Below are 14,283 nucleotides of genomic sequence, written 5' to 3'. Positions count from 1 at the left end.
TCCCGTGACGGCCGGGCGGGGAGGAGCAGGCCGCAGCGGTCAGCGCGTGCGGGAGCGGAAGACCGGGACGGACGTCTCCGGGTCGTCCAGGCAGCGCCCCGTCCGCAGGTCGAAGCGGTGTTTCAGCAGCGGCGAGGACACGAACGGCATGCCGCCGGCGGAGCCGATCAGACCGCGCGAGAGGACGTACGCGCCGGTGAACGGATCGCGGTTGCCGATCACGTGGACGTGCCCGGCGCGGTCCCTGAAGACGGCGGCCTGCGTACCGCAGGGCAGCAGCGCGGCGACGCCCCGGCCGGGCACGAGCACGTCGAGACGGCACACCGCCGCCCAGCCGGCCCCGTCGTACACCTCGACCAGGTGCGCGACGCTGTCAGCGGGTCCGGTACGAGCGGACGGGCGGGCCGGCGTGCTGCCTTGGGCGGCTGTCCCGCTGCGCGGTGGACGGGCACCGGGTGACGGAGCGGCCTCGGCAGGCGGAGTGTCACAGGGAGCTGTCTGCGTCATCGTGCGGCTGTCCCTTCGAGAGCGGCGTCTGTGGTGCGTACGGGGATGTCGGGGCCCGACAGCAGGGTGAGGTCCGGCTTGACCTGTTCGCGCTCGGTGACGAACTGGACGGACGGATCCGGTACGCCCGGCGCGTTGACGAACGAGACGAACCGGGCGAGCTTCTCCGGGTCGGCGAGGGTCGCGGCCCACTCGTCCTGGTAGTTCGCCACGTGACCGGCCATCAGCGCCTCCAACTCGTCGCACAGGCCGAGCGAATCGTGCACGACGACGTCCCTGACGTGATCGAGCCCTCCCTCGATCCGCTCCAGCCAGGCTGACGTGCGCTCCAGCCGGTCCGCGGTGCGGATGTAGAACATCAGGAAGCGGTCCGTCAGACGCACGAGGTCGCCGTCGCTCAGGTCCTGCGCCAGCAGGTCGGCGTGGCGCGGGGTCGCGCCCCCGTTGCCGCCCACGTAGAGGTTCCAGCCGGACGCCGTGGCGATGACTCCGAAGTCCTTGCTCATCGCCTCGGCGCACTCGCGGGCACACCCCGACACGGCGGACTTCAGCTTGTGCGGGGCGCGCAGGCCCCGGTAGCGCAGCTCCAGTTCGACGGCCATGCGGACGCTGTCCAGCACGCCGTAGCGGCACCAGGTGCTGCCCACGCAGGACTTGACCGTCCGCAGCGCCTTTCCGTACGCATGGCCGGACTCGAAGCCCGCCTCGACCAGTCGCGCCCAGATGCCGGGCAGCTGGTCGACGCGCGCACCGAACATGTCGATGCGCTGCCCGCCGGTGATCTTCGTGTAGAGGCCGTAGTCGCGTGCGACCTCGCCCACGGTGATCAGTTTCTCGGGCGTGATCTCGCCGCCGGGCACGCGGGGCACGACCGAATACGAGCCGTTGCGCTGGAGGTTGGCGAGGAAGTGGTCGTTGGTGTCCTGCAGCGCTGCCTGCTCCCCGTCCAGGACATGGCCCTCGGCGCCGATGGCCGGGGCCAGTGAGGCGATGACCGAGGCGACCGCGGGTTTGCACACCTCGCATCCGTCGCCCTGCCGGGCTTCCTCGCGGCCGTGCGTGTCGAGCAGCGCGCCGAAGGTCGTCAGCCGCAGCGTCCGCACGATCTCGTACAGCTCGGCGCGCGTGTGGGCGAAGCAGCCGCACAGACCGGAGTCGACGGGGACGCCGTTGACCTCCAGCTCGGCGTCGACGACCTGTCCGAGGACCTTCAGGCAGCTGCCGCAGCCCGTGCCCGCCTTGGTGCACTTCTTCACGGCGGCCACGTCCGTGCAGCCGAGATCGCTCACGGCGGCCCGGACAGCTCCCTTGTCGACGTGGTGGCAGTTGCAGACGATCGTGCCGTCGGGCAGCGCAGCGGGGCCGAGGCCCTTCCCCGGGCCGTCCGCGCCGGCCGGCAGGATCAGCGACTCGGGCGGCACGGGCGGCACCGAGCCGGTGAGCGAACGCAGCGTTCCGTACTCTTCCGCGTCGCCGACGAGAACACCGCCGAGCAGCGTCCCGTCCGGCGCGACGACGAGCTTCTTGTACACGCCCGCGCGCGAGTCCGAGTAGACGACGTCCATGGAGCCCTCCGCCGTGCCGTGTGCGTCTCCGAAGGAGGCGACGCCGACACCGAGGAGTTTCAGCTTCGTCGAGGTGTCCGCGCCGCCGAACGTGCGCGGTGCGCCGTCCCGCGCCGACGGGCCGTTCCCCGCGAACCGTTCCGCCACCGCGTCGGCCGCGCACTCGGCCATCTCGTAGCCGGGTGCGACCAGCCCGTAGACGTTGCCGTCGGCCGCCCTGGCGCACTCGCCGATGGCGAAGACGTGCGGATCGCTGGTCCGGCAGCGTGCGTCGACGGTGATGCCGCCTCTCTCGCCCACGGACAGTCCGCATTCGCGGGCGAGCCGGTCGCGGGGCCGCACTCCGGCGGAGAAGACCACCAGATCGGTCTCGACGCGCGAACCGTCGGACAGCGCCATCGACTTCACCGCGCCGCGCTCGTCCGCGACTATCCGCTCGGCGGCCACGCCTGTGTGCACGCGGAGGCCCGTCTGCTCGACCGTCCGGCGCAGCACTCGTCCGCCGCCCGCGTCCACCTGCAGCGCCATGAGGCGGTCACTGAACTCGACGACGCGGGTGTCGAGCCCGAGGCCGCGCAGCGCTCCGGCCGCCTCCAGCCCCAGCAGCCCGCCGCCGACGACCGCGCCCGTGCGGCACGAGTTCCCGGCGTACTCCTCGATGGCGAGGACGTCCTCGATGGTGCGGTACACGAAGCACCCTGCGCTGTCCCGGCCGGGAACCGGAGGCACGAACGGGAACGAGCCCGTGGCCATGACCAGCGCGTCGTAGGCGAGGGTGCGGCCCGACCGGGAGGTGACCGTCCGCCGCTCCAGGTCGACGGCGGCCGCCGGATCGCCGAGGTGCAGTTCGATGCCGTGACGGCTGAGGAACTGCTCGTCGGCCAGGGCCAGTCCGTCAGGCGTCGTGCCGGAGAAGTACGAGGTGAGGCGGACGCGGTCGTAGGCGGGACGCGGCTCCTCGCACAGGACGACCACCCGTGCGCGCCGGGTGGTGCCCCGCTCGGCCAGCGCCTCCAGAAACCGCTGCCCGGCCATCCCGTGGCCGACCAGCACGATCGTGGGCGTGACCGCGCCGGGCGCGGGCGGGACCGGCGTCGTCGGCAGCGTCATCAGTGGGCCTCCGTCGGGAGCGGGGTGAGCAGGTGCAGCAGGGATGCGGCGGGCAGCGCTCCGCCGTCCTCCCAGGTGCGGGTGAGAGTGCCGACCGCGCTGAGATCGCCGAGGAGTACGGCACCGACGAGCCGGTCGTCGCGGACGACGGCCTTCCGGTAGATCCCGCGCGTGGCGTCCGTGAGGTGGACGACGTCGTCGTCCTCGCCGGGCTCCGGCTCGCCGAACGCCGCCAGATCGAGCGGCCGCTGAGCCGATCCGTCAGGTCCGGCCGCCGGTCCCTGCCGTACGACGCCGGGCGGTGCGCCGAGCGTGAGCCGGGTCGGAGCGCGCGTGCCGCGGTACTCGGGGAGGCCGCTGTCCCCGCGGTCGCGCGCCCCGCTGAGCGCGGCGCCGATCACGCGGGCCGCGGTGTCCGCCTGGTCCTGTGCGGGTCCGGCGAGGCCGTACAGGACACCCCGGTGCTCTGCGCAGTCGCCGACGGCGTAGACGTGCGGGTCGCTCGTGCGCAGCCGGTCGTCGACCACGACTCCGCGGGCGACCTCCAGCCCGGCGGCACGGGCGAGCCCGACGCGGGGACGTACTCCGCAGGTGAGCACCACTGACTCCGCGTCGAGGCGGTAGCCGTCGGACAGTTCGACCGAGCGCACAGTGCGCGTGCCGCTCCGGCCGTGCGGCTCCGCGTGCAGACCGCGCACGCGGCACTTCGTGTGCACCTCGACGCCCCGCCGCTCCAGGTGCCGCTCCAGCAGCGCGGCGGCGCCCGCGTCGAGCTGCCGCTCCATGAGCCGCTCGCCCTGGTGGGCCAGGACGACGCGGGCGCCTCGGCAGGCGAGCGCGCGTGCTGCGGAGACGCCGAGCAGACCGCCTCCGACGACCACAGCGCTCGACCCCGGCCGCACTTCGCCGCGGAGGGCCAGACAGTCGTCCATCGTCCTGAAGGCGCGGACCCCCTCAGGCAACTCTTTCGCGCCGGGCTCGAACAGGCCGCGCAGGGGCGGGAGTACGGGGGCGGAGCCCGTGGCGAGCACCAGGGCGTCGTAGGGGAGTTCGCTGCCTTCGTCGCACACCACGCGTCGCTCTGCCCGGTCGACGCGGACAGCGCGTACTCCGTGCATCCAGCGGACCGCCGCACGCGTCGGGAGTGCGACGACCTCCGGTCCGTACCGCCCGCCGAGCACTTCCGCGAGCAGCACCCTGTTGTAGGGGACGTGGGGCTCCTCGCCGACGACGGTGAGATCGAAGCGAGGGTCCAGTTGCTGAGCGATACGCGCACCGGCCATGCCGCTGCCGATCACCACCACGCGCTTCAGGAAGGTCATGCAGGGAGCGTGCTGTGCGGCTGTTACCCCGCCGCATCACGGTTGTTTCCCCGGCGGAACGCTGTGCTCATCGCACGGCCGGGCGGTCTGTGAGCGTCGCTCTGTCCGGACGCGTGCCGGGCCTCTGTCCGGACGTCGCCGCCCCGTCCGGACGCAGCAGTGGCAGCCGCGTGGGCCGCTCCCGCGGAGCCATGCTCGCTGAACCGTCGCCTGAAGAGCCGATACCGGACGAGCCGAAGCCGCAGCGGAAGGTCGGGCAGTGTCCCGTCCGGGTACGGCATCCTGAAGTCATGTACGTGGAGCGGCGCTCGCAACTGCGGGGCGCAGTCGTGTGGACGCACCGCGGCGCGCCTCACGGCGAGGGCCGCGTACTGCCCGACGGCTGCATGGACCTGCTGTGGTGGGACGGCGCGCTCGTCGTCGCAGGGCCTGACACGCGGGCGCACGTCCACTCGCCCCGGAACCTCTCCCGCATCACCGGACTGAGGTTCGCGCCCGGCACAGGGCCGGCGGTCTTCGGCCTGCCCGCGTACGAACTGCGCGATCAGCGTGTGCCGCTCGACGAGTTGTGGCCCGAGCGTGCCGTGCGGTCGCTCGAGGAGCGGGTCGCCGCCGCACCGTCGCCGGGAAGCGCGCTGGAGCTCGTCGCGCGCGACCGGCTGCCTCAGCGCTCGACGGCCAGGCCGCTGCCGTCGGCCGTCGTCGAACTGCTCGCGCGCGGCCGGGGCGTGGTGGACGTCGCACGTTCCGTGGGGCTGAGCGAGCGGCAGCTGCACCGCCGCTGCCTGGACGCCTTCGGCTACGGACCCAAGACGCTGACGCGCGTGCTGAGGCTGCAGCGCGCCCTCACCATGGCGGACCGCGCCGTGCCGCTGGCGGAGGTCGCTGCCGCCTCGGGCTACGCCGACCAGGCTCATCTCTCCCGCGAGTTCAGGGCGCTGACCGGGGTGCCGCCGAAGCGGCTGCTGGGCCTCCGCGGCGGATAGCGGCCCGCGGGCGGGGCCGGCGGGAGGGGCCTGGGGGATATGGGCAGGCGGCGTGGCAGGGCGGGTTCAGGCCAGCGGCGCGAACAGGTCGACCTCGTTGCCGTCCGGGTCCGCCACGACGGCGTACCGCTGGCCCCAGAAGGCGTCCCAGGGCGCCTTGTGCCCCTCGTGGCCGGCGCCGGTCAGGGCCGCGTACTGCGCGTCGACGTCGCCGGGGGAGTCGCAGAGGAAGGCCAGGCCGACGCGTCCGCTGCCACGCGGGCCGGCATGCCAGCCGGAGTTGAACGAGCGGACCGTCTCCTCGGTGTCCCAGGCGATGCGCAGCCCGCCCGGCAGCGCCGCCTCGACGTGCGGCTCGCCGTCCGAGCCGTCCGGCACGTCCAGTCCGAGAAGGCGGTAGAAGGCGAGGGAGGCGGCCATGTCCGCCGTGACGATGCCGATGAGGTCGAAGCGTGGAGTCATGCCCGCACGCTAGGCCGCCCCGCGCGTCCCGGTCTTGAACGAATCGGACGCGCCGCCCCGGAAACGTGCCGCTCGGAGACGGGCACCGCGAGAGGTGCCGCTCCGGGGACCTGCCGCTGCGGAGGGCGGACGCCGCGGTCCGGGAGAGGAGCGCCGCAATGGGCAGCCGCCCCACAGCTGCGGCCTGAGCAGTGGGTTCCGCCGCCAGGTTGCTTCCGGTTCTGCAACGTTGCGGCTCCGGACGGCAGGCGGACTCTTCCCTTCCGGCCCGCTGCTCGTCACTATTCGCCGCACGATCCGGGACGGGCAGAGCCGTAAGGCGCGGCCCTGCGGGAACCGGCGGCACGGAGAGCGAGCGAGGTGGACATGGCCAGCAATGCGGACACCGGTCCGGGCACCGGGCAGGAGGCGGAAGCGGACCACGGGAAGGACCCGGGCCGGGACGAGGGCGCGGCGAGCCAGGACGAGACGCTCCTCGCGCGGACGGCGCTGCGCTTCACCGCCTTCACCGAGAAGTGGCTCCCGGACGCCTTCGGGTTCGTACTCGTCGGCACGTTCCTGATCTTCGCGCTGGGGCTGTCGACGGGGGAGCGTCCCACTGCCCTCGTCGACGCGTGGGGCAAGGGCTTCTGGTCGCTGATCGAATTCACCCTGCAGATGGCGATGATCATCATCGGGGGGTACGCGGTCGCGGTCTCCGCCCCCGTGGCGCGGCTGATCACGCGGCTGGCCCGGATACCTAAGTCACCGCGGGCCGCCATCGCCTTCACCGCCGGTGTGGCGATGGTCAGCTCCTACCTCAACTGGGCGTTCAGCCTCGTGTTCACCGCCATCCTGGCCAAGGAGATCGCCCGCGTCGTCCGCGGCGTCGACTACAGGGCGGTGGGCGCCATGGCGTTCCTGGGGCTCGGGACGGTCTGGGCGCAGGGTCTGTCCGGTTCGGCGGCCCTCCAGGTGGCGAGCACCGTCTCCAGCCCCGCTCCCGTGCAGGACGTCATCGCCGAAGGACGCGACGGGGAGAAGGTCATACCGCTCACCGACACGATCTTCACCTGGCAGAGCCTCACCGCGACAGCCGTCGTCTTCGTCGTCGCTCTGGCCATGGCCTGGTTCCTCGCCCCGACGCCCGCACGCGCGAAGACCGCACAGGACCTCGGCATCGAACTCCGTCCCCTCGTGGACGAACACGCGCAGGAGGTGCGGCGGTCGAGGCCGGGGGACTGGCTGGAGAGCAGTCCCGTCTTCACCGTCCTGATCGGACTGCTCGGACTCTGGTACCTCGTGCGGCACTTCGCCTCCGCGGAGGGGAACCCGGTCGCGGCGCTCGACCTCAACACCGTCAACCTGATCCTGCTGCTGCTCGCGCTGTGCCTCCACTGGCGTCCCATACGGATGGTCGACGCGGTCCGGCGCGGCGCTCCCGCCGCGTCCGGTGTCCTGCTGCAGTTCCCGCTCTACGGCGGCATCTTCGGCATGATCGCGTTCACCGGGGTCTCGAAGCAGGTGGCGAGCTGGCTGGTCAGCGTCTCCAACGAGGTGCTCTTCGCGCCGCTCATCGCGGTGTACTCGGCCGTACTGGGCGTCTTCGTGCCCAGCGGCGGAAGCAAGTGGGTCATCGAAGCGCCCTACGTGATCGACGCGGCGAACCAACTGCACGTCAACCAGGGGTGGATGGTCGTCGTCTACGACCTGGGCGAGGCGTCGGCGAACCTGCTGCAGCCGTTCTGGATGCTGCCGACGCTGGCCATCCTGGGACTCAAGGCGCGGGACATCATGGGGTACACGTTCGCGATGTTCCTGGCCTGCTTCCCGGCGGTCCTCGTGGTCGTGACCGTCTTCGCGGGGACGCTGCCCTTCCCGTGACGGCGGACGCGGAGATGCCGCCCGCGCGCGCATGCCAGGGTGTGTCCATGAGCGACGAAGCCCGCATCCTGACCGTGCTGACCACGACCGACGACGAGGTGAAGGCACGTGAACTCGCCGCCGGCGCCATCCGGCAGCGCGTGGCCGCGTGCGCGCAGATCAGCGCGCCCGTCACCTCCGTCTACCGGTGGGAGGGCGAGGTGCAGAGCGATCCCGAGTGGCAGGTGCTGTTCAAGACGAGCGAGGCCCGCTACGACGACCTGGAGGCGTACATCCGCCAGGCGCACGACTACGACGTGCCCGAGATCATCGCGACGCGCGTGGTGCGCGGCGGGGCCGACTACCTGGCGTGGGTCGCGGAGGAGACGTCCGCCCCCGGTACGTGACCGCGGGGCGGACGTCGCGCTCGGGCGGGGAGTCCCGGCAGCACCGCTCGCGCGGATGCTGCGGCGTCTCTCCGCCGGGGCGCCTCAGCTCTGCTGTGCGGCGGCCTCGAGGTCCATCCACACGACCTCCCAGTGGTGCTCGTCGAGGTCGTAGAAGCTCCGGGAGTACATGAACCCGTAGTCCTGCGGGTCCCCGGCGGGGCGGCCGCCCGCGGCGAGCGCCTTGTCCGCCTGCTCGTCCACCTCGGCTCTGGAATCGGCGCTGAGCGCGATCATCGTCTCCGTACTCGTCCGCGCGTCGGCGACCTCCTTCTTCGTGAACGACTTGAAGAAGGGCTCCAGGAGCAGCATGGCGAAGATGTCGTCACTGATCACGAGGCAGATCGCGTTGTCGTCGCTGAACTGCGGGTTGAAGGAGTAGCCGAGCTGCGTGAAGAAGTCCCTGGACTTCGCGAGGTCCTGCACCGGGAGGTTCACGAAGATCTTCGTCGACATGGCTGGTGTGCCTTTCTCGAGTGACGCCGCTTCTGCCGGACGGCCCCGGTCGCCGTGCTTCTCGCCGTGCTCCGAGGTTCATCTGCTGAGAAGTGAGACCGTCACGCGGGCGGTAACTCATCGGTCCTGCCGGAGAACCGGGGATCCGCAGCGGGCCGCTCCGGTGCAGCGGCCCGCTGCGGGTCCCGTCCGTTCGTCTCTCAGGCCTCCGGCGTACGGCGCAGCAGCAGCGTGACGAAGCCGAGTACGCCCCTGTAGCCGCGCAGCCAGCCGTCCCGGTGCGCTGCCGCCGCCTCGTGCGCTGCGGTGCTTCCGGGGTCGCCGGGGTGGTCCAGGGCCCAGCGGGAGAGCGAACCCGTCCACGACCACTCGTAGTCGTCCCACTCTCCGGCCGTGCTGACGTGCCCGTAGACGGGCGTCCACCCGGCTGCCGTGACGCGGTCGACTGTCGTGGCGAGGTCGTCGAACTCCTCGGGAGAGGCGTCCAGCGCGGCGAGTGCCGCGGGGGTGGGCTCCGTCTCCCAGAAGCCCTCGCCGACGAGGGCGCAGCCGTCCGCGGCCAGGTGCTCCCGCGCGGCCCCGAGGGCGGGCAGCAGACCTCCGAGCGCGTGCGTGGAACCGACGCAGAGAACCAGGTCGAAGCCGTGCCGCGCGGTGAACTGTGCGGCGTCCCGCTCGTGCAGCACCAGCCGGTCACCGAGCGAAGCAGCAGCTGAGGCCTCGCGGGCCTTGGCGAGTGCGGACGGCGAGAGATCGACGCCTTCGCCCTGTGTCTCGGGACGTCCGGACAGTGCGCGGACCAGCCATTCACCTTCGCCGCATCCGAGGTCGAGCAACCGCTCGTCCCCGCGCGGCAGGGCACGCTCCAGGATGCGTTGCACTGTCGTGTCGCTGAGCGGGGCAGCGACGGGGTGGTTCTGGTGGGCGAGAGTGCTGAGTTGCCGACGGTCCATGGCGTGCAGTCTGTCTGGGGCGATGCCGTGCGTCGCGTGAATTTCGGCGTGCCCGTGCAGGCGAACCGACCGCCGGACGCAGGGGCCGGACGCGGTCGCTGTTGTGCAGGTCCGGCCTCCCGTCCCGTCGGCCCCCGCCGCCCTGGTCCCGTCGTCCCGCATACCCTTCGTGCGCCGCTGTCGTCCTCGGCTCGGTCACCGACCGCCGCTGCCCGGCGCCGCACGGCGCGCCTCGGCCAACGCCCGCTCCACGCCCGGCTCGTGCGGGCCGAGGAAGTGCGGATCGGGTGTCAGCGCGGCGTCGAAGGCGGCCTTCGCGGCGCCCGGAATCTCGCGTACTCCGCCCGCGTACCAGGTGACGTCGCGCGGTTCCGGCACCGCGACGCCGTACGGATCGATCCCCGCCGCGGCACACAGGGCGACGGCACGCCTGATGTGGAAGTCCTGGCTGACCAGCAGCGCCTTCCGGACGCCGAAGACGCGGGCTGCACGCGTGCACGAGTCCCATGTGTCGAATCCCGCGTAGTCGGCCACGACGCGGTCGGCGGGCACACCGCGTGCCGAGAGGTATCGGCGCATCGCGTCCGGCTCGTCGTACTCCTCCCGGCTGTTGTCACCCGAGACGAGCACTGCCTGGACCTTGCCGCGCTCGTACAGTTCGACGGCGCTGTCGAGTCTGTGCGCGAGATACGGCGAGGGCTCTCCGTCCCAGAGACCGGCGCCGAAGACGAGCGCCACGGGAGCGCGGGGCGCGTGTGACACGTCCGCGTCCGGCGCGTCGGTGGAGACGTGCAGCCACGTGCTGGGCAGCAGGGCGAGAGCGCAGCACAGCATCAGCGCCTGCACAGTGCGCCGGCGAGTGATCCGGCGTCTGAATGCGCGTCCCTGCGTGCGTCCGCGCAGTGCGACTCGGCTGCGGTCGAGCGTTCCCTCGGGCATGACTGCTGCGACGCCCGGACGCCGTCCCGCGGTTGCGCTCCGACTACGGGCGGCCCGTCAGCCTGCCGGTGCCCGCAGCCTCCCGGGGAAGGTCACGAGGCCGCCCTCTCCAACCGCACAGCGCACACCTTGAACTCCGGCATCCGTGAGGCCGGATCGAGAGCGGGATTGGTGAGCGTGTTGGCCCGTCCTTCGCCGTGCCAGTGGAACGGCATGAAGACGGTGTCCGGCCGGATGTCCCGTGTGACGCGTGCCGGTGCCACCGCGCGTCCACGCCGGGAGACCACCGCGACCCGGTCTCCGTCCAAGACACCCAGCTGTCCGGCCAGTTGCGGATGCAGTTCGACGAACGGACCGGGAGCGGCGGCATTCAGTTCCGCCACCCGGCGCGTCTGTGCACCCGACTGGTACTGGGCCAGCACCCGGCCGGTCGTCAGGAGCAGCGGGTACTGCGCGTCCGTCTCCTCCGCTGCCGGACGGTGGAGTGCGGTGAAGAAGCGGGCCCGGCCGTCAGGCGTCGCGAAACGGTCGAGGAAGAGCCGGGGTGTGCCGGGATGACGTACACCCGCGGAGCCGCGCTCGCCGTCTCCCGTGCCGGATCGGCGCTTCGGGGCGGGGCCCTGGACACCGGTGCCGGTGTCCTCGCTGCCGCGGCCGATGCCGTCGGGGCGGGTGTCCGGCTCTTGCGGGCAAGGCCAGAAGACGCCGTCCTCCTCGGCCAGGCGGGCGTAGGTGATGCCCGAGTAGTCGGCCGGACCGCCGGCCGAGGCGCGGCACAGCTCGCTGAAGACCTCTTCCGCCTCGGACGGGAAACCCTTCTCCCAACCGAGGCGTGCCGCCAGCCCGTTGAGCACCTCCAGGTCGCTGCGGACGCCCTCCGGCGGCTCGCACGCCTTGCGGCGCAGCAGAACCCGGCCCTCCAGGCTGGTCGTGGTGCCCGTCTCCTCCGCCCACTGCGCGACCGGCAGGACGACGTCGGCGAGCTGAGCGGTCTCCGAGAGCACCACGTCGCACACGGCGAGGAAGTCCAGTGCGCGCAGCCGTTCCTCCACGTGCGCGGCGTGCGGCGCGGACACGGCGGGGTTCGAACCCGTCAGCAGCAGCGCGCGGACGTCGCCGCCGAGCGCGTCCAGCAACTCGTACGCGCTGCGCCCGGGGAGGGGGAGCACACCGGGGTCGACGCCCCACACCTGAGCCACGTGTGCGCGGTCCGCGGGATCGTCCAGCTTGCGGTAGCCGGGCAGTTGGTCGGCCTTCTGCCCGTGTTCGCGTCCGCCCTGGCCGTTGCCCTGCCCGGTCAGGCAGCCGTACCCGGACAGTGGCCGCCCGGCGCGGCCTGTGGCCAGGCACAGGTTGATCCACGCACTGACCGTGTCGGTGCCCTTCGACTGCTGTTCCGGGCCGCGGGCAGTGAGCACCATCGCGCTGGGCGCGTCGCCGAACATCCGCACCGCCTCGCGCAGTTCCGGGACGGAGACGCCGGTGATGCGCTCGACCTGTTCCGGCCAGTGCGCCATCGCCGTGCGACGTGCCTCCTCCCATCCACTGGTGCGCGTGCTGATGAACTCCTCGTCCAGCCTCCCCTCGGCGACGACCAGATGGAGCATGCCGAGTGCCAGCGCCAGATCGGTGCCCGGGCGGAGAGCGAGATGGAGGTCGGCCTGCTGTGCGGTACGGGTCCGCCGCGGATCGACGACGATCAATCTGCCGCCGTTCTCTTTCAGTTCTGTCAGATACCGCAGGGCGGGCGGCATGGTCTCCGCCAGGTTCGAGCCGACGAGCACGACGCAGCGGGTACGCGCGACGTCCGAGAGGGGGAAGGGCAGGCCCCGGTCGAGACCGAACGCCCTGGTCCCGGCCGCAGCCGCGGAGGACATGCAGAAGCGCCCGTTGTAGTCGATCTGGGAGGTGCCCAGCACCAGCCGGGCGAACTTGCCCAGGGAGTACGCCTTCTCGTTGGTCAGCCCGCCGCCCCCGAAGACGCCCACCGCGTCGCTGCCCCGTGCGTTGCGCACGCGCTCCAGCGCCGAAGCGGTCGCATCGAGGGCCTCGTCCCAGGTGGCGGGCTCCAGTAGCCCGGAGGAGGCACTGCGCACGAGCGGCTCGGTCAGTCGCACGCCCGGCTCCAGGAGGGCATGCGCTGTGCGGCCCTTGCCGCACAGGGCGCCGCGGTTCACGGGGAAGCCGGGCCGTTCGACGACCTCGACGGGTGTCCTCGCCGCGCGCGTGCCAGGTCCCGCCCCGATGCCCCCGGCGGCCTCGCTCCCGTCCTCCCGCACCGGGGGCCCGCCCGGAACGGGGCGCAGGGACATGCCGCACTGGAGCGCGCAGTACGGGCAGTGCGTTTCGGTCGCGGTCGCGGTCGCGGTCTCGGTCTGGGCACCGGCTGCCGTGGGGACGCCTGCGGAGGTCACGTGCATGGGCTCAGCGTCGTGCGCGTCTGTTACGCGCGGCCTCCGCCCGCGTTACACAGCGGGCAAGCAGCCCTCAGCGCGGCCTCCGCCCGCCGGTGAGGTGCCCGGTGTGAGCCGGAAGCAACGAGATGTGGCGACGGAGGCAACGCCACGGCAACACCCCGTCGCCAGACTCCAGCCATGACGGTGTCGCTCCCCGAACCACGTCCCTTTCCCGCCCCCGCCCGTACGGCGGCGTCATGACGCTCGGCAGCTCGGCGCAGCTCATGGTCCGTCTCACCGCGCAGCTCCGCACGCAGCTCCTGTCCGTCCGCGCACCCCACCAGGCGCGGATGACGCCGCCGCCGTCCGGAGCCCCCGTCCTGGTGGCCGCCGCCCACGGCTCCCGCGACCCCGAGGCGGCACGCACTGTCGAGGCGCTGCTCGCTTCCGTACGCGCGATGCGTCCCGAACTGCGCGTCGTCCCCGGGTACATCGAGCTGAACGAACCGTCGCTCTCCGGCGCGCTCGCGGCTCTCCCCGCAGGTCAGCCGGCTGTCGTCGTTCCGTTGCTCTTCGGACGCGGGCACCACGTCGACCACGACCTTCCACGGGCGCTGGCGGACGCGCCCCACGTACGCGCGTGTGTCGCACGGCCGCTCGGTCCCCATCCGCTGCTGGCGGCCGCCCTGCGCGACAGGCTGCTGGAGGCGGGATGGCCGGGCCCGGCGGCCGCCGCTCCGCACGGCACGCAGCGGCACGGCCGCCTCTCCCCTCGCGACCGGGAGCGGCCCGCCGTCGTACTGGCCGCAGCGGGGTCCCGGCGTCCCGCCGCTGCGGAGGCCACCGAGCGCACCGCGTGGCAGCTGCGGCAGTGCCTCGGCGGTGAGGTGCCCGTGGTCGCGGCGTACGCCTCCGCCGCGCGTCCCTCGGTGGGCGAGGCCGTACGGGCGCTGCAGGCGGGCGGGCACCCGCGGGTCGCCGTCGCGTCGTGCTTCGTCGCTCCCGGGCACTTCGCCGCCGCATGCGCGTCCCGGTCCGGCTGGATCAGCTCCGCACCCATCGGCGACCACCCCGCGCTGGCGAGGCTCGTACTGCACCGCTACGACGAGGCGCGTGCGGCTCTCCCCGCCGGCACTGCCGGAGGTGCGCTCTCCCGGGCTCCGCACGGTGCTCCGTCCGCTAGGGCTGGTGCCGTGGCACCCGCGGAGTGAACGGTGGCCACCCACTGCGGAGACGGAGCGGTGGCGATTCCGGTGCCTGGCCCGGCTCCAGTGGTTCCGCTCATACGCTCATAGGGCC

General features: G+C 72.6%; 12 protein-coding genes. 4 read left to right on the top strand and 8 right to left on the bottom strand.

All coding sequences use genetic code 11. The annotated features are described in order from the left end of the window. Positions 1-39 precede the first annotated feature (39 nt). The 3 genes from nirD to IEY56_RS19080 all read right to left on the bottom strand — a co-directional run bounded on the left by nirD (position 40) and on the right by IEY56_RS19080 (position 4,504). Positions 40-360, bottom strand: a complete 321-nt coding sequence (gene nirD / locus IEY56_RS19090; RefSeq protein WP_229712038.1) for a nitrite reductase small subunit NirD — start codon at positions 358-360, stop codon at positions 40-42. A gap of 143 nt (positions 361-503) precedes the next feature. Then, complete coding sequence (gene nirB, locus IEY56_RS19085) at positions 504-3,182, bottom strand: nitrite reductase large subunit NirB (protein WP_189038437.1); 2,679 nt, start codon at positions 3,180-3,182, stop codon at positions 504-506. Further along, positions 3,182-4,504, bottom strand: coding sequence for an NAD(P)/FAD-dependent oxidoreductase (locus IEY56_RS19080; protein WP_189038436.1), 1,323 nt, complete (start codon positions 4,502-4,504; stop codon positions 3,182-3,184). Before IEY56_RS19080 ends, nirB begins: the two co-directional genes overlap by 1 nt. A gap of 290 nt (positions 4,505-4,794) precedes the next feature. Here IEY56_RS19080 and IEY56_RS19075 point away from each other — a divergent pair, with 290 nt between their 5' ends. Next, positions 4,795-5,490 carry a helix-turn-helix transcriptional regulator gene (locus tag IEY56_RS19075; RefSeq protein ID WP_189038498.1) on the top strand — a complete coding sequence of 232 codons (696 nt, stop codon included), beginning with the start codon at positions 4,795-4,797 and terminating at the stop codon, positions 5,488-5,490. A gap of 66 nt (positions 5,491-5,556) precedes the next feature. Here IEY56_RS19075 and IEY56_RS19070 read toward each other — a convergent pair whose 3' ends face one another. After that, positions 5,557-5,952, bottom strand: a complete 396-nt coding sequence (locus IEY56_RS19070; RefSeq protein ID WP_189038435.1) for a VOC family protein — start codon at positions 5,950-5,952, stop codon at positions 5,557-5,559. A 366-nt stretch (positions 5,953-6,318) separates the two neighbouring features. Between IEY56_RS19070 and IEY56_RS19065 the strand changes: the two genes are divergently transcribed. Together IEY56_RS19065 and cutA are read left to right on the top strand one after the other, a co-directional pair. Beyond that, positions 6,319-7,815: a short-chain fatty acid transporter gene (locus IEY56_RS19065; RefSeq protein ID WP_189038434.1), complete on the top strand. Its 1,497-nt coding sequence runs from the start codon at positions 6,319-6,321 to the stop codon at positions 7,813-7,815. A 47-nt stretch (positions 7,816-7,862) separates the two neighbouring features. Next, positions 7,863-8,201, top strand: coding sequence for a divalent-cation tolerance protein CutA (cutA, locus tag IEY56_RS19060; RefSeq protein WP_229712019.1), 339 nt, complete (start codon positions 7,863-7,865; stop codon positions 8,199-8,201). Between the two features lie 84 nt (positions 8,202-8,285). On the opposite strand, the gene IEY56_RS19055 is transcribed toward cutA, so the two are convergent. From IEY56_RS19055 to IEY56_RS19040, 4 genes are all read right to left on the bottom strand, one after another. Further along, positions 8,286-8,696 (bottom strand): VOC family protein, encoded by a 411-nt coding sequence (locus IEY56_RS19055; protein ID WP_189038433.1) that lies wholly within the window; start codon positions 8,694-8,696, stop codon positions 8,286-8,288. Between the two features lie 200 nt (positions 8,697-8,896). Beyond that, positions 8,897-9,649 carry an SAM-dependent methyltransferase gene (locus IEY56_RS19050; protein WP_189038432.1) on the bottom strand — a complete coding sequence of 251 codons (753 nt, stop codon included), beginning with the start codon at positions 9,647-9,649 and terminating at the stop codon, positions 8,897-8,899. A 195-nt stretch (positions 9,650-9,844) separates the two neighbouring features. Continuing rightward, the gene (locus IEY56_RS19045; RefSeq protein ID WP_189038431.1) at positions 9,845-10,588 is read right to left on the bottom strand and encodes a SanA/YdcF family protein; all 744 of its coding nucleotides are present in this window, start codon (positions 10,586-10,588) and stop codon (positions 9,845-9,847) included. Between the two features lie 92 nt (positions 10,589-10,680). Further along, positions 10,681-13,008: a molybdopterin oxidoreductase family protein gene (locus IEY56_RS19040; protein WP_189038430.1), complete on the bottom strand. Its 2,328-nt coding sequence runs from the start codon at positions 13,006-13,008 to the stop codon at positions 10,681-10,683. A gap of 233 nt (positions 13,009-13,241) precedes the next feature. Here IEY56_RS19040 and IEY56_RS19035 point away from each other — a divergent pair, with 233 nt between their 5' ends. After that, positions 13,242-14,195, top strand: a complete 954-nt coding sequence (locus tag IEY56_RS19035; RefSeq protein WP_229712018.1) for a sirohydrochlorin chelatase — start codon at positions 13,242-13,244, stop codon at positions 14,193-14,195. Positions 14,196-14,283 lie beyond the last annotated feature (88 nt).

It is taken from the genome of Streptomyces daqingensis, assembly GCF_014645895.1.
In the GTDB taxonomy this organism is placed as follows: Bacteria; Actinomycetota; Actinomycetes; order Streptomycetales; family Streptomycetaceae; genus Streptomyces; species Streptomyces daqingensis.
The sequence above is the reverse complement of the archived record's forward strand: the minus strand, read 5'-3'. Positions and strand labels throughout refer to the sequence as shown.